Source organism: Alicyclobacillus hesperidum subsp. aegles (assembly GCF_027923525.1).
Lineage (GTDB): Bacteria > Bacillota > Bacilli > Alicyclobacillales > Alicyclobacillaceae > Alicyclobacillus > Alicyclobacillus aegles.
Map to the genome: position 1 here is coordinate 38,357 of NZ_BSBJ01000070.1, position 18,814 is coordinate 57,170.

Consider the following 18,814-nt stretch of genomic DNA (forward strand, 5'->3'; position numbering starts at 1 on the left):
TCGCTGTAGACTGCGTGCACGTGTGTCGGCAAAGGGCACAACGCCACCCGCGCACAGCCTGTGCTGGCCAGCCTATGCAAATATACGAAAGCGCGCTGTACCCTGGACAACCTTGACGTCCCCAGGCGCTTTTGTCGCCCAAACATCACATGTTACAATCTGCCCATTCGCCGCTTCTTCAACCTCTGTCACGACGCCCTCGCATGTGATGATATCGTCGGGCCTGACCATGTCGATAAAGCGGATCCCGAAGGTCGACAGTTCCCCGGATTCCCCAAACAAATCGGTCAACATCTGCCCCACAAATGCCATCGTCAACATGCCATGCGCGATCACGCCGCCAAGCCCAGCCTCCTGTGCAAACGACTCGACTGTGTGTATCGGATTGAAATCGCCGGATGCCCCCGCGTACATCACCAACTGCGTGCGTGTCACTGGCGGCTTGGTGAGCGGCGCGAGCCGGTCGCCGACGCCAAAGCGCATGCCTTTAGTCATGACTGTTACCTCCCTCCGGCCGATAAATGATGGTCGATGTCGCCGTTTGTACCAAGTCTCCCGCTTCGTTCTCCACCTTGTACGAAAACAAGAGTATAATCATGCGCCCAAGCTTTCCGGATCGCTCCTTGACATCGACCAGCGCCTGGCTCGCATATAACACGTCGCCGGCTAAGATGGGGCGATGGAACACATACGACTGCTCACCATGGATGAGTCCTGCCGTCGGCAATACGAGATTAGGGATACGGCCGTAGTCAAAGGTACGGCTGAATGTCGGCGGCGCCACGAGGCGTCCGTAACGGCTTTTCTTCGCAGCCTCCTCGTTGCTATAGAGGGGATTGTCATCTCCGATGGCCTGCGCAAACTTTCGAATTGCGCCTTTTTCCACTTCGTTTTTCACTGGCTCTGACCAGACGCCAACCAGCGGTAAAAAATCGTGCATATCCACGCCCACAGCTCGCTCCCTTCGCTTTTAATACGCGGACGCCAAACGACCTTGCTCCCACCATTCACGAAGCGTCTTTTTTGAGAATTTGCCAACACTCGTCTTTGGAATTTCCTCTAAAAACACCACATCGTCGGGGAGCCACCACTTGGCCACGCGACCAGACAGATATGTGAGGATTTCCTCCTTTGCGACCTTGCCGCGGGCGTCAGCGCGTAGCACGACACAGGCAAGCGGTCTTTCCTGCCACTTTTCATGCGGTATGGCAATCAGCGCCGCTTCAAGTACATCCGGGTGACCCATCAGCGCATTCTCCAAGTCGACAGACGAAATCCATTCGCCGCCACTCTTGATCAAATCTTTGACGCGATCGACAATCTGCAAATAGCCGTGCTGGTCTATTGTCGCGATATCACCTGTGCGGAACCAACCGTCGATAAAGGCTTCGCGCGTCTTCTCGGCGTCTTTGTAATACGAGTCAATAATCCATGGTCCGCGTAACCACAGTTCCCCCATCTCTTTGCCGTCGTGTGTAACATCTTTGCCGTCGGCATTGACAATGCGCATTTCGAGCCCTGGTACAAGCAACCCGGTTTTCGCCCGAAATTGGTACTTGTCCGGCTCCGGTAGGTCTTTGAGTGACGACTTGGGAAAGCTGACAAACGTGATGGGGCTGGTCTCCGTCTGACCATAGCCCTGATAGAGCTTGACGCCTAGTTCCTTTTCGTATGCCTCGGTCAATGTCGGCGATAGCGCAGACCCGCCAGACATGAAAAGACGAACAGAGGAAAAGTCGTACATACCAGGATGCTCGCGCACATGGTTGAGCACGGCCATCCAGATGGTCGGCACGCCTGCGCTATACGTCACGCGCTCGTTGTGAATCAATGCACAAAGATCTTGTGCCTGCGGACGCGGACCCGGATAGACCTGCTTGGCTCCTATCCAAGTGTCTGAGTACGGTCGGCCCCAGGCGTTGACATGGAACATCGGCACGACCGGCATTGTAACGTCCGCGTCGTCGACGCCAAGTTCTCCAATAAGCGACGTCAGACAATGCAGGTAAAGGCCGCGATGGCTGTAAAGAACGCCTTTGGGATTGCCAGTTGTGGCAGATGTATAGCCGATGATGGCCGTGGTGTTTTCATCGAACGTCGGAAATGCATAATCGTCCGGCGCTTGCGCCAACAATTCCTCGTACGAATAGACAGGTGCAAGCGTGGTCTGAGGCAGCCTCGTAGCATCGGTCATGATTACGTACGCCTCAACCGTAGTAAGTTTCGGCGCAATGCTCTCGATGAGGGGCACCAAATCTTCGTCGATAAACAGCACCTTGTCTTCGGCGTGGTTGATGGTGTATACAATTTGTTCCTGAAACAAGCGAATATTGATGGTGTGCAGCACGCGCTCTGAGCACGGCACAGCGAAGTACAATTCCAGATGGCGATGGTGATTCCAAGCGAACGATCCCACGTGCTCGCCGGGCTTTACGCCAAGCACTTCCCCAAGGACATGAGCGAGTCGACAGACTCGCTTGTACATATCACGGTACGTATATCGAAAGATGCCATGCAAACCTCGAGAAACGATTTCTTTCTCGGGGAATACCGTGTTCGCGCGATACAGTACAGATTTCAATAAAAGCGGATAGTCCATCATGCTCCATCAACCTCTCTTCAAGAGAATACCAGCATGAATGCATCGCACCGTCTATCGCTTAGCTTTCAAAATAGGTCGGAAGTATGGAAGTACCAGGCCATCATCGCGTTCGCTAAACACCACTTCGACCCTATCGCCAATCCCTATGCCCTCACCCGCGTCCACAATGCGCGTCATCATGCGAACACCTTCGTCGAGATCGACAAGCGCGATGGTGAACGGCACTTCGTCTTGAAACGGCCCGAACCCGCGATGCACGACCGTGTAGGTATAAACGGTGCCAAGCCCCTTGGCCTCAACAAAGACGAGATCGTCCGACATGCAGTGGGGACAGATGGAGCGCGGGTAAAATACGTACCGTGCGCAAGTTTTGCAACGTTGGATGCGCAGGACACCTTGGCGACACCCTTCCCAAAACGGGCGTGAGTCCGTGTCGAGAACGGGAACGGGCTTAGCCTGCATCGTCATCTCTAATCCCTCCCTAAGACAACGGTTGCGCTCGAAGACAACTGGACGCCGGTTCCGTGAACGAGTGCAATTTGCGCGTTTGGCACCTGGCGCATACCCGCGTCCCCTCGCAACTGCAAGGCCGCCTCAATGAGCAGGAAGATCCCGTACATGCCTGGATGGCAATAGGACAGACCACCCCCGTTCGTATTCATTGGGAAACTGCCCCCTGGTGCGATCCGCCCACCGCTGACGAACGCCCCACCTTCTCCCTGTTGACAAAAACCCAAAGCTTCGAGCGTTACAATCACCGTGATCGTAAACGAGTCGTAAATCTCGGCGACATCGACGTCGTCGTGGCGAATGCCGGCCATCGCCATGGCGCGTGGCCCGGTCACGGCGGCACCGGTGGATGTCACGTCCGGCATCGAGAGCAATGTGTGATGCGTGTGCGTCTCGGCGTGCCCGAGTACCCAGATGGGCTTGTGCCGACACTGGCGCGCGACGCGTTCGGATGTGACAACAATGGCGCCGCCACCGTCTGTAACTAGACAGCAGTCATATAGATGAAGTGGCTCGCAAATCATTCGGGAGGCAAGGACGTCCTCGACGCTTAGCGGATCGCGCGCGAAGGCACGCGGATTTTGCATCGCCCACTGGCGCGCTGCAACGGCGACCTCGGCAAGCTGCTCGGGGCGCGTGCCGTATTCGTACATGTGCCGCATGGCCGCCATGGCGTACGCCCCTACGGGTACAGGCAATCCAAATGGAGCCTCGTACTGCTCGGTGAGACTGACTTCCCCCGGCACCTTGCCACGCAGGCGCTGAGACCGTTGCGTACTGCCATAGACAATCAGGGCAACCTCGAACAACCCGGCCTGAATCCCGGCCACGGCATGCCCTACATGCGCCTCAAACGAAGAACCACCGATGTTGGTCGAATCCGTATAGATGGGCTGTATGCCTAGATACTCGGCGAGCATCAGGTTGGTCCACGTGGTCCATGCCCCCGCACAAAACAGCGCCTGCACGTCGCGAGTATGCAATCCGGCATCGGTCAAGGCCCGCACCGCTGCTTGCGCCTGTAGCTGAAGGACAGTCTTATCCGGTGTCACGCCAATATCCGATTCCGCGATACCGACAATTGCCGCGATCCGATCGCGCCTCATGACACAACCTCCTCAGCGCATCCTGCAACCGTCGATGTAGATCACTTGGCCCGAGACATAGGCTGCATCGTCACTCGCGAGGAAGGCAACCACATTTGCCACATCCTCTGGTTTCCCGACTCTACGCAGCGCGATCGATTGCACCGCCATTTCCTTAAATTGCTCAAAGTCCATACCGACGCGATCCGCCGTCTGTTTCGTCATATCGGTCTCGATAAAGCCGGGCGCGACCGCGTTCACCCGAATGCCAAATGGCCCAAGTTCGAGTGCGAGGGTGCGCGTAAATCCCTGAATGCCTGCCTTCGCCGCGGCATAGTTGGCCTGCCCCCGGTTGCCAAGGGCGGACGTGCTCGACGTGTTCACGATTTTGCCTGAACGCTGTTGTACCATGTACGCTTGCGCGGCTTTACTGCACAAAAACGCGCCTTTAAGATGCACATTCATCACAATGTCCCAGTCGTCCTCCGACATCTTAAAGAGTAAATTGTCGCGAATCACACCTGCGTTGTTCACGAGGATATCAAGCCGGCCGAAGCGTTCGACGACGGTCTGCATGGCGGTTTCCACTGCAACTTTGTCCGTCACGTCACAACCGAACCCGATGGCCTCACCGCCACCAGCTTGAATGGCCATCACCGTGTCCCCAGTCCACTCTTCTTTCAAATCGAACACAGCCACCTTCGCACCGTCCGCCGCCAGCCGTTTTGCTGTCGCCGCGCCGATCCCTCGTGCCGCACCTGTCACTATTGCTACCTGCCCCGTTAAACGCGCCATACAAATGACTCCCTTCTGTTTTTCTCAGCTTGACGATTCAACCACGGTAAGCGTTTTCAACCCAATCACTTTACCGACATCTCCATGAGTCGCTTGCGATTCTGCTTCTTAAGCTATGGTCGAACTACATAGAGTAACGAACTTCACAGAGGATATGTGCCCGCCTACTCAGGCTGTCGGCGTTGGTATTCCTTGTGCAATTGCGCGGCGATAATATTTTTTTGAATTTCAGACGTCCCTTCATAAATGCGCGTGATACGAGCGTCCCGATAAAACCGCTCGATTGGATACTCCGCAATATAACCAAGCCCACCGTGGATCTGGACCGCCTTGTCGGCGATTCGGTTGTACACCTCAGAACCGTAGAGCTTAAGCATCGCAGCCTCTTTCACCACATTCATGCCTTGGTCAGTCATCCAAGCCACACGGTGCACAAAACTGCGCAACAGCTCGATCTCGGTCGCCATTTCCGCAAGGTAGTGCTGGATAATCTGTTGTTCAAAAATCGGCTTCCCGAACTGCACCCGCTCATGCGCATACTGAACGGATTTATCGAGCAGATACTCGCAGGATCCTAAGCACCTGGCGGCTAAACCAGCCCGGCCATTGGCCAGAATTTTTAAGGCATTGACATACCCATCGCCGGCCACGCCCAGCACGTTCTCTTCCGGCACTTCCATATCGTCGAAGAACAACTGGGCTGTGTGTGACCCATGCAGCCCCATCTTCTTTTCAATATGCCCTACGCGAAAACCCGGGAAATCGCGCTCGACGATAAATGACGTGATCCCCTTTGCTCCCTTCTCGGGATCCGTCACGGCCATGACGGTGAACACGTGTGCCAAAGGCGCATTGGTGATATAAATTTTCTGCCCGTTCAGCACATAGCGATCACCCTTCTTCACGGCTGTCGTTTTGAGCGCCGCCGCGTTCGATCCCGCCTGCGGTTCGGTCAATGCGAATGCCCCTATCCACTCGCCGCTCGCCATCTTCGGAAGGTACTTCATCTTTTGTTCCTTGGTGCCAAACGCAACAATCCCGACAGAACCAATGCCATTATGGGCTCCGATGATCGATGTGTAGCCGTTGATGGTTTTGCCTAACTCCGTAAAGAGCGTGCATTTGCCAACCATGTCAAGCCCTAAGCCACCGTATTCCTCCGGAATGCTAAGCCCAAAAAGACCAAGCCTTCGCGATGCTTCCATGATGTCATCGGGTACCTCATCCTCGTCCTCAATCTGCATCGCGCGCGGTTCGATCACGCCCTCAACGAATTCCCGGATGGCCCGGCGCAACATATCCAGTTCAGGCGTAAGCACATAGTCCATCGGCTCACCTCTCCATTCCAACAGGACTCTCAAGTCCCCAACGCAGCCTACTATTTCACGCATGCGTCATCGATCTCGCGACGCCACTTCTATACCTTCCAGCAACATCGCCGCGAATGCATCAGCAACTTCTTGATCCGACAGTTCGCCGTCAGGATGAAACCATTGGTAGCTCCAGTTTGCAATGCCGAGCAGTGCAAACGCTGCAAGCTTTGGATTGGTTGCGGATCGAAAAGCGCCAGCTTCCACGCCCTCGCGCACCATTTGTTCAATATTGAGACGGAATTGGTTGCGCAATGGTACAATTTTGGCCTTTCGCTCGTCGTTGAGATGGCGCATCTCGCGGAAAAACACGCGCCCCCGAGCACCGCGCTTTTCGATATCGCGAATCAGCATGTACAAGATGGCGCGAACCTTTTCTCGATAAGTCAAATCGGTATCCGCCAAAATTTTGCCCTGTTCCTCGAGCAACGTCACGATGTACTGTTCATGGATGTCCATGAGCAGGGCCTCTTTGCTGGCGAAATAGTAGTAAAACGTCCCTTTGGTGACACCCAGTTCATCACAAATGTCTTGGACAGACGTCTCCGTAAATCCACGTTTCTCAAAAAGGGCAAGACTCACCTCAGCGATGAGTGTTCTCATGTCTGGTTTCTCGTCGTTCATGCACCATCCACTTTCGCTGTAGATTCTTCGCGCAAGGCACGCCGCAACAACTTGCCTACGCTGCTTTTGGGAAGCTCGCTGCGAAACTCGATGAGCTTCGGAACCTTATATGGAGACAATCCCGCTTTACAGTGTGCAATAATTTCGTCTTCCGTCGCTTGCGCACCTGCCTTAAGGACGATAAACGCCTTCACCGTTTCTCCGCGGTACGCATCAGGTACACCGACGACAATGGCCTCCTGAACTGCCGGATGTTCGTATAAAACCTCCTCGACCTCGCGCGGATAGATGTTATAACCACTAGCGATGATCATGTCCTTTTTGCGGTCCACAATCGATACGTAGCCATCTTCGTCGACGGTGGCAATATCGCCCGTATATAACCAGCCGTCACGCAGCGTCCGCGCGGTCTCCTCCGGCATGTTCCAATACCCTTTCATGACTTGCGGGCCACGAATGACCAGTTCGCCAATCTCCCCAACAGGCACCTCCGTGACGCCGTCTTCCAGATCGACGATTTTGTATTCGGTCGACGGGTACGGCAATCCAATCGTCCCTGGCTTACGTGGGGCAAACGTCGAATTGCAGTGCGTCACCGGCGAAGCTTCGGACAAGCCAAATCCTTCGTACACGGTCGTACCCGTTTTCGCTTCAAATGCGCGCATCAACTCGACTGGCATCGGAGCGCCTCCACTATTACAAACTCGTATGCTATTCAAGCCGTAATTTTCGATATTCGGCAAATGTAACAGCGCGGTATACATCGTGGGCACCCCAGGGAACATCGTCGGTTGCTCCGCCTTGATAATCTGTGCCACCTCCGCCGGATCGAAGCGCGGTATCAAGAGTAAGCGTGCGCCGTTATAAATGGAAACGTTCATACACACGGTCATGCCAAAGACGTGGAACAGTGGGAGGACGGTTAGGCACGTATCGTTGCCGGGATGATAACTGTCGCGGAAGAAGTAATAACATTGCAAGGTGTTGGCGACGAGGTTGCGATGCGTCAGCATAGCACCTTTTGAAAGCCCTGTCGTACCACCTGTGTATTGAAGCACAGCGACATCCTCTGCCGGATCGATCATCACTTCGTCCAATGGCCTTGCCAGACCGTTTTGTACCACGGCGGCAAACGGAGTGGTACCCTCAGGTGTGACACTCTGATCCTGCAACGCAACACTAATGATGTACGCCACATCCGTTTCGCTTTGCACACCCTGTACGCGCGGCGCGAGGGCGTCGAGCGTCACCATCACCTTTGCCCCGGAATCGGCCAGAATGTGCTGGAGTTCGCGGGGCACGGACATCGGATTCACCTGTGCGACAACGGCACCTGCCGTCAGGATCCCGTAATACGCAATGACATATTGCGGGCAATTCGGCAACATGATGGCAACTCTATCTCCCTTACCGACGCCCAGTCCTTGAAGTCCTGCAGCAAAGGCATCGACTGCCTGTTGCAACTCGCCGTAGGTCATCTGCCGGCCGTAGAACCACGTGGCAACGCAGTCGCGATACGTCTTCACCGATTGCCTGAATAAATCCCGCATCGATATCTCCGGCACGTCAATGCTCGTCGGAATGTGCGCGGGGTAATGCTGAAACCCATAGCCTTGTAACATTACGCAACCTCCTTTACAATTCCGCGGCGATGCAGGCCGCAGATCAGTGATGCGCCGAGACACCACCGTCGATCGTCAACACAGCCCCCGTCATGTAATCGGATGCGGCGGATGCAAGAAAAACAGCAGCACCCTTTAAGTCAAAGTCGCCGCCAAAGCGCCCCAAAGGCGTCTGTGCCAAAAGTGCCTCGCCAGCCTGGGCGAGAACACCCCTCGACATCTTAGTGGGAAAGAAGCCCGGCGCAATGGCATTGACCGTGACGCCGTGCGGCCCCCATTTGACGGCAAGATCCTTGGTAAATGTCAAAATGGCACCTTTGCTCGTGTTGTAGCCAATGGCATCCATCAATCGCGGATCGACGCCGCCAAAGCCGGCAGTGGAAGCAATGTTGATGATCTTCCCGCCGCCTTGCTGAATCATGACGCGACCAACCGCCTGGCTCATCAAGAACGTGCCCGTGACGTTTGTGTCAATGACCTTACGCCAGGCTTCAAGCGGCATGTCGACAGCAGGGGCACCCCAAGTCGCGCCGCTGTTGTTCACTAAGATGTCGATTCGGCCAAACTCTGCCATGGCCCGCTCGACAACCCGAGCCACGTCCTCAGGTTGCGCGATATCACAGGACATCGCAATCACCTTGACACCTGTCTCGGCTGTAAGGCGATCCGCCACTTCTCTGCAAGCCTCGACCTTGCGCGAGCACAAAAGCAAATCCGCCCCCGCTTCTGCAAGCGCCTCGGCCAACTGTTCACCCAGTCCACGCCCACCCCCTGTGACAATCGCTACTCTGCCATGAAGATCAAATAAATCATGGATATGCATGGAGTTCCCCTCTCTTATGGCGCCTCACGATACTTCCGCAACTCGTCGCGCGCGATTTGCATAAGATGCACTTCATCTGGCCCGTCCGCAATGCGCAAGGTTCGGGCGTTTGCCCAAAAGGCCGCAAGCGGATAATCGTCGCTCACACCGGCGGCGCCATGGGCTTGGATGGCTCGATCGATCACGCGGAGCGCGACGTTGGGCGCAACAGCCTTGATCATTGCAATTTCGGTACGGGCCGCTCGATTGCCAACCGTGTCCATCATGTATGCGGCCTTCAGGGTCAAAAGGCGCGCCTGCTCAATCTCCATTCGGGACTGTGCAATCCAGTCTTGAATGACTCCTTGGCCGGCAAGGGGCTGGCCAAAGGCCACACGCGATTGTACACGCTTACACAAGAGCTCGAGCGCGCGTTCCGCCGCACCTAATAGGCGCATGCAGTGATGAATGCGGCCAGGGCCCAAACGCCCCTGCGCGATCGCGAACCCCTTTCCTTCCCCCCAGATGATGTGACTTGCCGGGACGCGCACCTGATCAAATATAATCTCACCATGACCATGTGGAGCGTGATCGTACCCGAAGACGGAGAGCATGCGTTCGACTCGTACACCAGGCGTATCAAACGGCACGAGAATCATAGACTGTTGTTCATGCCGCGGCGCCTCAGGGTTTGTGCACCCCATGACGATGGCGAATTGGCAATGCGGGTCCCCCGCTCCCGTAGACCACCATTTGCGGCCGTTGACGATATATTCATCTCCCTCGCGAACAATGCTCGCCCTGATATTGGTGGCGTCGCTTGACGCGACATCTGGCTCGGTCATCGCAAAACAAGAGCGAATCTCGCCAGCTAAAAGCGGGCGAAGCCACCGGTCCTTCTGCTCATCGGATCCGTATCGCGCGAGAACTTCCATGTTCCCGGTATCAGGGGCATTACAATTAAAAATTTCAGGAGCGATGATAGATCGACCCATGATTTCACAAAGCGGCGCGTATTCGAGGTTTGTCAGGCCTGCTCCGTATTCACTATCGGGAAGGAACAAATTCCATAATCCTTGCTCCTTTGCCCGTGCCTTCAGCTCCTCCACAATCGGTGGTATGCTCGACCACCGTCGCGATTCACCAGTAAGCGCTTTCAGTTGGGCGACGTAAACAGCTTCGTTCGGGTACACATACGTCTCCATAAACTGCGTGAGCTTTTCTCGTAACCGAACGACCTTCTCAGAATAGGAGAAATCCATGAGCCCCTCCTGTGTACTGACCGGTTGGTATGTTACGGCGCTATTATAACGCACCGATGCCTGTCTCGGCTACATGGAGCGAGGGGAATTTGCACTTTGGATGGCAAACCCCGCCTGCCAGACCGCATCCAGAAGTTCATCGCGGTGGACAAGTGTCCTTCCCCAAAAAGACCAGAAGACATCGTAAATTTGCAATATAGTATACAAGTAGGAAGCCAAGCGCTCAGGCTTGCGTCTCCCTATGGACGGTTGCACGGTATCGTGCCGCCCACCGCAATGTTCCTTTCACTGTCAGCCATCTCAATCGTGATCGGGCTGGCTGGCAAATCATCTGTCTGAAGGGAGATATGAGCCATGCAAAGCATGCTGCGGGTCGTGAAGGTCGAGAACGGTTTCGTTCGGGGGCTCCCAGCAGCCGACCCTCGCATTACAAGCTTTAAGGGCATTCCCTTTGCAGCTCCGCCAGTCGGCGAAAATCGCTGGCGAGCTCCCCAGCCCGCAAAGGACTGGGACGGCGTATTCGACGCTTATACATTCGCACCGATTTCCATGCAATCACCCATACACCACAACGAAAGCAACATCTATGGTCGAGAGTGGCATGTCGATCCGGATACTCCCATGAGTGAGGATTGTCTCTATCTCAACATCTGGACGCCGGCACACAGCCCTGACGAAAAGCTTCCCGTGTTTGTTTGGTATTTCGGTGGCGGATTGCAGGTCGGTTACACATCTGAAATGGAGTTTGACGGCGAACGCCTCGCGCGCCGAGGAATCGTCGTGGTTACCGTCAACTATCGCCTCAACGTGTTTGGTTTTTTGTGTCATCCGGAGATTACCGCAGAAGCCCCCGAAGCTCCGGCTAATTTTGGACATCTCGATCAACAGTTTGCGACACAATGGGTCAAGCGCAATATCGCTGCATTCGGCGGCGATCCGGAGAACATCACGATTGGTGGCCAATCCGCTGGCGGTGGAAGTGTATTAAGCCAACTCACATCTCCCCAGAACGAAGGGCTCGTACAAAGGGCAATTATCCAAAGTGGACTGTTTGGCAGAGTTTATCCCGGCGGTCGTATGCCAGGTTATGGGAGAACACTGGCGGAAGCTGAAGCGGACGGAATGCAATTCTTTGCGTTTCTTGGCGTATCCTCCTTGGCCGAAGCCCGCCAGCTCGACGCTTTTTACATCCGTGACAAAGCGCTCGACTATAAGGGCTTCTGGGGGACTGTCGTGGATGACGTATTCTGCATGGGTGACGGATTTGATCTCTTTGTCGAGGGTAAACATTTACAGGTCTCCGTGCTTTTTGGTCACACGTCTGACGAATTTTACAGCGCCCCAAACGTCAAAGATTTAGATGAATTGAAGCAAATGGCCGTCGAACGTTTTGGTGATGATGCCGCAACATATCTTGCGCTTTGCGAAGCGGATGCACATGATTTCGAAGACGTTCTGAAAAAAGCCACACTCCATTCCTTGGAGTTTGCCATTCGCACCGCCGTGCAAGCCAGTAGCAACTGGAAGACGCAAGAACCATTGTACTATTACGTATTCGATGCAGAAATTCCGGGGTGGGATCAGCCAGGGGCCTTTCATTCGGTTGATCTGTGGTTTTTCTTCGAGACTCTGGCTAAGTGTTGGCGGCCGTTTGTCGGAAAACATTACGACTTGGCTCGCCAAATGTGCGATTACTGGGCCAACTTCATCCGTTCTGGAGATCCAAATGGGAAAGATATGACGGGTCAAGATTTGCCACACTGGTATCCCTGCACACCCGATGCGCCATACGCCATGGTATTCGATGACGAGCCCAAATTTGTCCGACAAGAACCAAGTCCTCTTATGCAGTTCTTCGTGCAAGAGTACTTTAAGCAAAAACAGTACATTTTCTGATTTAAGTACGACGATGCACATCGGCGGACAAAGTTGCGGCACCATTCGTGCCAGTTGGAACATCGGTGCCGCTGACGTTCGCCAGATAACCCTCTGGGCATAAGGGGCTCTAGGGCCCCATCTGCTCTGCTAAACGCACAAAATCCGCAATCGACAAGGCCTCCGCGCGTGCCGAGGGATTGAGGCCCGCCCTCTGAATCAGGTCGGCTGCTTCCAACTTTGCGACGCCTAGACCGCCTGCCAGCGCATTTTCAAGCGTTTTCCGGCGTGTGGAAAAGGCTGCCCGTACGACTTGAAAAAATGTCTCCTCGTCAGGGGCGCGCAAAGGTGGACGATGCTCACAGTCGATCAGCACAACGGCCGACTCAACCCCCGGTTGTGGGAGAAACGCACTCGGCGGAACGACAAATAACCGTTGCACCGCACCCCGATACTGTACGCCGACCGACAGGACGCCATAGTCTTTACCGCCCGGCGCGGCCACCATTCGATCCGCGACCTCGCGCTGGACCATGACGACGGCGCGACGAAGGGGCAACTTGGATTCGAGCACGGCAAACAGAATCGGCGTCGTGACATAGTACGGAAGATTGGCGGCAAAGACGAGATCGTCATCCGCTTGCAAAAAAGGGGATACCAAGGCCTCGATATCGACCTTTAAACAATCCGCAAACACGAGTTCCACATTCCCTCGCCCGGCCAACACGCCACCAAGCAGCGGCCGCAAGGTTTCATCCTTCTCGATAGCCACCACCTGTCGCGCCCGTTCCGCCAATTGCGTGGTAAGCGCGCCAAGCCCAGGCCCCACCTCAAGTGCCACCGTGTGGTCATCGGCGTTGACAGCGGTGACAATCCCGTCCAACACACGTGCATCAATGAGGAAGTTTTGCCCCAGTTGCTTCTTGGCGATCACGCCGTACTGCCGCAAGAGCTCTTTTGTCGCCCGCGGTCCAAAATCGACCCCAGCCATCAGTCAGTCAACCTTTCCACTGCTCGTTCGAATTCGTCGCGCGTGACACCATAGGCGTTTAACTTGTGCAAAAACGCCTTCGTGTTGCCGTAACCAATACCCAGGGCATCACCGACTCGCTGCCTGCGGATTGCCGCTTGCGGGTGACCTGTTAAGCCATGCTGCAGCAAATCGTCGTAGGTATATTCCTCCTGGACGTATACCTGCTTTGCTACATTTGTCGATCGCGCTGCCAGCAACGCACATTTCACGTCTTCGGAACATGCGTGTTCGACGCCAAGCCCGCCGTCTGCGATGGCCTTCGCACGTGGCAGATACGCATGTTTGCATCCGGGTGCCAATCTGTCGATGCGGCGCCTGATCCGCTCGCCGGCACCATCAGGATCGGTGAGCAAAATGGCCCCGCGCACCGCGATCGCTCGGCGCAACAGCGCGAGCACCCGCTTGCTCAGCCGATCCCCGCCAAGAACAATGACGTCCGCCTCGACGGCTTCATCGACGCGCTGCTTGTCGTGAATGCCCTCGACCACCACCACTTCCGACAGCTTTGGCCGTTCCTCTGTCATCTAGCGCTTCACCTTCCAGAACAGCCGATGAGCGTTCTCCCAGGTCTGCTCGGCGCAAGTTTGAATCGACTCACCGCGCGCATAGGCCACCGTATCGGCGACGAGCTTCACGCGTGCCGGCTCGTTGCGCTTGCCGCGGAACGGATGGGGCGACAAATACGGGCTGTCCGTTTCGACGAGTAACCTGTCAGGCGGTACCTTCGCCGCGAGTGCGCGCAGATCGTCCGACTTCTTAAACGTAATTGGGCCCGCAAATGAGATGTACATGCCGAGGTCTAAACATTGCACGAGGACCTCCTCACGCTCGTTGAAACAGTGCATGACACCTCCGACGCTTGTCCCGACCTGAGTCTTGGCAATCAGCGTGATAACGTCCTCGGTTGATTCCCGGTTGTGCACGATGATGGGCAGCCCCACCCGCTTGGCTATCTCAATCTGTCGTTCCATGACCTCCTGTTGAACGGGCCGTGGTGCATGATCCCAGTAATAATCGAGGCCAATTTCACCAATTGCGACGACTTTTTCGTGCTTGGCGAGGCGCTCGATCTCATCATAGACCTCGCTCTTGACGTCCGCTGCCGACTCTGGATGAATGCCAACCGCCGCATAGATGCCTTCGTGTGCTTCGGCGATGCGGATGGCCGCATGCGCCGTCAAGAGGTCGACCGCCGGAATGACCACGCGGTCGACCCCCTCCTCGCGCGCTCGGGCGATCACCTCGTCGAGATCGTCCGAAAACTGCCCATCCATCAAGTGGCAGTGCGTATCAAACAGTCTCACTTGACAATCGCTCCGTTTGGCATGGAGTCGGGTACCGAGACAATGGAGAGCTTATCGCCTTCCGAGGCACACAAAATCATGCCCTGTGATTCGACGCCGCGCAACTTCGCAGGCTTTAGGTTCGATACGACAACCACCTTTTTGCCGACGAGTTCCTCCGGCTGATAAAACTTCGCGATACCGGAAACAATTTGCCGCTTCTCCGCGCCGAGATCGATATCGAATTGGAGCAGTTTGTCCGCACCCTCGACCTTTTTTGCGGTCAAAACCTGGCCGACGCGAAGTTCGACTTGGTCAAACGCGTCAATGCCGATTTGCGGCTTGCCGGTTGGCGCAACCTTTGCCGCCTCCTGTGGCTCTGCCTTGGCTGTCGTATGCTGGTTGGTCGTCATTTCAGTCAATGCTTCAATCTCCTTTTCTACATCGAGTCGCGGGAACAAAGGCGCCGCTTCGGCAACATGCTTGCCGGCACCGCCCATCCCGATGACAGCTGCTGTCCAAGCAAATTCGTCAGCCGCCCATCCGAACTGCTGCCGGATTGCCTTCGGTGCATCTGTCATAAACGGCTGTACTAAAATCGTCGAAACGCGGATGGCCTCGACCATGTGATACAACACCGTCTGCAGGCGATCCGTCTGTCCTTCTTTGTGCAAGCGCCACGGCTGACACTCGTCGATGTACTTATTCGCGGCGCGCACAAGGTTCCAGATCTCCGTCAACGCGAGGGAAAACTGCATTTTGTCCATATGCTCTTCCACTTTCGCCCGCGTCGACTCAGCCAACTCGGCCAATGCCTCATCCTGTTCCACGCGTGCGCCCGGCTCAGGCACAATCCTGTCGGTGAACCGTCCGAGCATCGCCGCCGTGCGATGCACCAGGTTGCCAAAGTCGTTGGCGAGATCGTAATTGAGGCGCTCGACCATGGCTTCAGGCGTGAAAACGCCGTCCTGGCCAAACGGAATCTCGCGCAGCAGGAAGTAACGAAACGCGTCGCGGCCATAGCGGTCGATTAAGCGCAGTGGATCGATCACGTTACCTTTCGACTTACTCATCTTCCCACCCTTGGCCAAGAAGAAGCCGTGGCCGAACACCTTTTTCGGCAGCGGCAAACCTAGTGCCATGAGGATGATGGGCCAGTAGATGGTGTGAAAGCGAACGATGTCTTTGCCGACGACGTGTACGTCGGCCGGCCAATACTTCTCAAACTTCGCCCGTTGTTCCGGATCGTCAGAACCGTAACCAATCGCTGTGATATAGTTGGTCAAGGCATCGAGCCACACATAGACAACGTGCTTCGGGTCGCTCTTGACGTGGACGCCCCAATCAAACGACGTGCGTGATACGCATAAATCCTGCAACCCCGGCTCGATGAAGTTTTTCAGCATTTCCGTCTTGCGGCCAACGGGTTCGATAAACTCTGGATTCTCGTCGTAGTATTGCACCAATTTGTCGACATACTTGCTCATCCGGAAGAAATACGAAGCCTCGCGGACAAACTGTACCTCGCGGCCGCACTCAGGACACTTTCCATCCTTCAGTTCCCGCTCCGTCCAAAACGACTCGTCAGGCGTGCAGTACCAGCCTTCGTATTCAGAGAGGTAAATGTCGCCCTGCTGCAAAAGGCGTTCAAAAATGTCGGCGACCACCTTCGTATGCCGCTCTTCTGTCGTCCGTATGAAGTCGTCATAGGAAATGTCGAGTTTCTTCCACAACGATTGGATCCAGTCGATAATCGGATCGAGAAACTGTTTGGGCGGTAGCCCGGCCTGCGCGGCGCGTGTCTGGATTTTCTGGCCGTGCTCATCTGTCCCGGTCAAGAAATAGACGTCATAACCGCGCAATCGCTTGTAGCGCGCCATCGCGTCCGCCGCAACGGTGGTATAGGCATGGCCAATGTGCAGCTTGTCATTGGGATAATAAATCGGTGTCGTGATGTAAAACGTCGGCTTTGACAATGCTTCTTCCCCCTTTTTTTCCTGGCACATCGCAGTATCCTGGTAACCACAAAAAAGCCTCGCCCCAGATTGGGACGAGGCCTTGCTCGTGGTACCACCCAACTTCGCCAGTACACCGCAATTTGCGTTTACCGGCCTTGTTGCAGGCGCTCATCTTGCGCCCTGTTCTGTAACGGGAACATCCGCGCCCGGCTTGGCCAAACTGTAAGCCTCACCGTGCGATTCTCCAGAACCATACTCCCCAGCCGCTCTGTTACCGGCTTCCACCATCCCGGCTCGCTGTCAACCGCGTTTTGGGTACCATTCCTTCACCGAATCACAATGTGCAGTTGCGACTTGATTTGCCCCCCATAATACGCGATCCACCTGCATATCGCAACTGCCGGTTACCCAACACACGTTTGCGCTCTGGCGCGTAGTTTGAAAGCGAAAGTACATCATGATACGACACATTGATATATTCCGAAGGCTTCATCGCACACGAAAATGGAAATCTGAATCATTCGAACAGCTACCTTCAGAAATGTAAGGTCTTGCAAAATGCCAGATATCCAGTATAGTAAGACTATAGAAGTATTTGCATGGCGTGATAGTGATGGTATAGTCGCTGCCGAGCTGTGCGATATTTCAAAAAGAAAAATATTATTTATTGAACGGGGATGGTACAGTGAAGTCTACAGGTATCGTGCGCAAGGTTGACGAGTTGGGCCGTGTCGTGATTCCTATCGAGCTGCGCCGCACGCTCGGCATTGGCGAAAAGGATGCTCTCGAAATCTATGTCGATGGGGATCGTATCATTCTGAAGAAGTATGAACCAGCTTGCATCTTCTGCGGACAAGCGGACGAGATTATCCACTTTAAAGGCAAGAACATCTGCCCGTCTTGCATCTCCGAAATGCAACACGCGTAAGTTGAGACGAGTATAGGCCAAGGCCGCCGCAGGCAACCCCCTGCTGTGGCCTTTTTTACTAGACGCAAGACAGCATTCAGTCCTCGCCTTGCGCCAGGGTCGCATTGTAAAGTTCTCGACGTTTCACGCCAAACCGCTCACTCGCCTCGGCCACAGCCTGTTTGTGCGACACCCCTCGCTCCATGGCGCGGTGAACTTCTTCAAAAGCTCGCTGCCACGCCCATTCAGCTTCCTCGGCACGGGCGCGTTGTGCATCCTCTGCGGTCAACCGATTGTCAATTAACACGACATACTCGCCCCGTGGCTCCTCCTCAGCCACTTGCTCGCATAACGTGGACAGTGTTCCCCGCACAAACGACTCGTGCAGTTTTGTGAGTTCTTTGGCCAAAACCGCAGGCTTGTCACCAAGCGCCTCGCGTAAAAACGCAAGCGTACCCGGCAAGCGATGAGGCGCCTCATACATCACCAGTGTCGCCGGCACAGTCCGAAACGGCTCTAGCCATAACGTGCGCTCAGATTGCGACCGCGGTGGAAATCCCAGATAGACAAACGGCGTCATGGCGAGCCCACTACCCACCAATCCTGCCAGTACAGCGCTCGGCCCGGGAATGGGCACCACAGGAACTTTCATCGCGATGGCCGTTTCGACCACAACCGCCCCTGGATCCGATACGAGTGGCGTACCTGCATCCGATACGAGCGCGATGCGACTGCCTGCAGCAAACTGGTCGCGCAACCACGCCTGACTTGCCCGCTCGTTATGCTGGTGGTAGCTGCGCAGTCGATCCGCTGGGATATCGTAGCGGCTGAACAGCTTGCGGGTTTGCCGCGTATCTTCGCACAACACAAGATCTACCTCACGCAATACCTCAAGAAGCCGTAAACTGACATCCGAAAGATTTCCAATCGGGGTACTGCACACGTATAGACAAGCTGATGACGTTACGCTCGTCTCCAACCATGTTCACCTACCGAAAAAAGGGCCTGTCGCAAGCCGAACATCCATCCCCATGAACGGACGGCTTGATACCGACAGACCCTTAGTTGTTCTATCGCAGAAGGCAC

General features: G+C 55.2%; 18 protein-coding genes. 2 read left to right on the forward strand and 16 right to left on the reverse strand.

Annotation, left to right across the window (positions count from 1 at the left end):
- Positions 1–72: 72 nt before the first annotated feature.
- The 11 genes from QMF38_RS12565 to QMF38_RS12615 form a co-directional block, all read right to left on the reverse strand.
- Positions 73–495 (reverse strand): MaoC/PaaZ C-terminal domain-containing protein, encoded by a 423-nt coding sequence (locus QMF38_RS12565; RefSeq protein WP_281759629.1) that lies wholly within the window; start codon positions 493–495, stop codon positions 73–75.
- On the reverse strand, positions 488–940 hold the full coding sequence (locus QMF38_RS12570) for a MaoC family dehydratase N-terminal domain-containing protein (protein WP_040288493.1): 453 nt from the start codon (positions 938–940) through the stop codon (positions 488–490). Before QMF38_RS12570 ends, QMF38_RS12565 begins: the two co-directional genes overlap by 8 nt.
- Before the next feature lie 30 nt (positions 941–970).
- A complete protein-coding gene (locus QMF38_RS12575) occupies positions 971–2,602 on the reverse strand; it encodes a long-chain fatty acid--CoA ligase (RefSeq protein ID WP_058094687.1) in 1,632 nt (543 codons plus the stop codon).
- Between the two features lie 51 nt (positions 2,603–2,653).
- Positions 2,654–3,070: a Zn-ribbon domain-containing OB-fold protein gene (locus tag QMF38_RS12580; RefSeq protein WP_058094688.1), complete on the reverse strand. Its 417-nt coding sequence runs from the start codon at positions 3,068–3,070 to the stop codon at positions 2,654–2,656.
- 2 nt (positions 3,071–3,072) lie between these two features.
- Positions 3,073–4,218, reverse strand: a complete 1,146-nt coding sequence (locus tag QMF38_RS12585) for an acetyl-CoA acetyltransferase (protein WP_058094689.1) — start codon at positions 4,216–4,218, stop codon at positions 3,073–3,075.
- A gap of 12 nt (positions 4,219–4,230) precedes the next feature.
- On the reverse strand, positions 4,231–4,992 hold the full coding sequence (locus QMF38_RS12590) for a beta-ketoacyl-ACP reductase (protein ID WP_281759630.1): 762 nt from the start codon (positions 4,990–4,992) through the stop codon (positions 4,231–4,233).
- Between the two features lie 164 nt (positions 4,993–5,156).
- Entirely contained in the window at positions 5,157–6,320 is a 1,164-nt protein-coding gene (locus tag QMF38_RS12595; protein ID WP_006445684.1) for an acyl-CoA dehydrogenase family protein, read from the reverse strand.
- Positions 6,321–6,386: 66 nt separating this feature from the next.
- Positions 6,387–6,986, reverse strand: a complete 600-nt coding sequence (locus QMF38_RS12600; RefSeq protein WP_281759631.1) for a TetR/AcrR family transcriptional regulator — start codon at positions 6,984–6,986, stop codon at positions 6,387–6,389.
- Positions 6,983–8,608 carry a long-chain-fatty-acid--CoA ligase gene (locus QMF38_RS12605; protein WP_074692695.1) on the reverse strand — a complete coding sequence of 542 codons (1,626 nt, stop codon included), beginning with the start codon at positions 8,606–8,608 and terminating at the stop codon, positions 6,983–6,985. Before QMF38_RS12605 ends, QMF38_RS12600 begins: the two co-directional genes overlap by 4 nt.
- Before the next feature lie 43 nt (positions 8,609–8,651).
- Positions 8,652–9,431, reverse strand: a complete 780-nt coding sequence (locus tag QMF38_RS12610; protein WP_006445690.1) for an SDR family oxidoreductase — start codon at positions 9,429–9,431, stop codon at positions 8,652–8,654.
- A 14-nt stretch (positions 9,432–9,445) separates the two neighbouring features.
- Positions 9,446–10,672, reverse strand: coding sequence for an acyl-CoA dehydrogenase family protein (locus QMF38_RS12615; RefSeq protein ID WP_281759632.1), 1,227 nt, complete (start codon positions 10,670–10,672; stop codon positions 9,446–9,448).
- Between the two features lie 363 nt (positions 10,673–11,035).
- On the opposite strand from QMF38_RS12615, the gene QMF38_RS12620 reads away from it, so the two are divergent.
- Entirely contained in the window at positions 11,036–12,568 is a 1,533-nt protein-coding gene (locus QMF38_RS12620; protein ID WP_281759722.1) for a carboxylesterase/lipase family protein, read from the forward strand.
- Between the two features lie 109 nt (positions 12,569–12,677).
- On the opposite strand, the gene rsmA is transcribed toward QMF38_RS12620, so the two are convergent.
- From rsmA to metG, 4 genes are read right to left on the reverse strand one after another with little or no spacing between them, the layout of a single operon-like run.
- Positions 12,678–13,538, reverse strand: a complete 861-nt coding sequence (gene rsmA / locus QMF38_RS12625; protein ID WP_281759633.1) for a 16S rRNA (adenine(1518)-N(6)/adenine(1519)-N(6))-dimethyltransferase RsmA — start codon at positions 13,536–13,538, stop codon at positions 12,678–12,680.
- Positions 13,538–14,104: a ribonuclease M5 gene (gene rnmV, locus QMF38_RS12630; protein ID WP_281759634.1), complete on the reverse strand. Its 567-nt coding sequence runs from the start codon at positions 14,102–14,104 to the stop codon at positions 13,538–13,540. The genes rsmA and rnmV overlap by 1 nt, the downstream gene beginning before the upstream one ends.
- Positions 14,105–14,884, reverse strand: a complete 780-nt coding sequence (locus QMF38_RS12635; RefSeq protein WP_281759635.1) for a TatD family hydrolase — start codon at positions 14,882–14,884, stop codon at positions 14,105–14,107. It lies immediately after the preceding gene.
- On the reverse strand, positions 14,881–16,869 hold the full coding sequence (gene metG / locus QMF38_RS12640; protein ID WP_390854627.1) for a methionine--tRNA ligase: 1,989 nt from the start codon (positions 16,867–16,869) through the stop codon (positions 14,881–14,883). The genes QMF38_RS12635 and metG overlap by 4 nt, the downstream gene beginning before the upstream one ends.
- A 637-nt stretch (positions 16,870–17,506) precedes the next feature.
- Between metG and QMF38_RS12645 the strand changes: the two genes are divergently transcribed.
- Complete coding sequence (locus tag QMF38_RS12645; RefSeq protein WP_040288444.1) at positions 17,507–17,749, forward strand: AbrB/MazE/SpoVT family DNA-binding domain-containing protein; 243 nt, start codon at positions 17,507–17,509, stop codon at positions 17,747–17,749.
- Between the two features lie 76 nt (positions 17,750–17,825).
- Here QMF38_RS12645 and rsmI read toward each other — a convergent pair whose 3' ends face one another.
- Complete coding sequence (rsmI, locus tag QMF38_RS12650; RefSeq protein WP_281759637.1) at positions 17,826–18,707, reverse strand: 16S rRNA (cytidine(1402)-2'-O)-methyltransferase; 882 nt, start codon at positions 18,705–18,707, stop codon at positions 17,826–17,828.
- Positions 18,708–18,814: the final 107 nt, after the last annotated feature.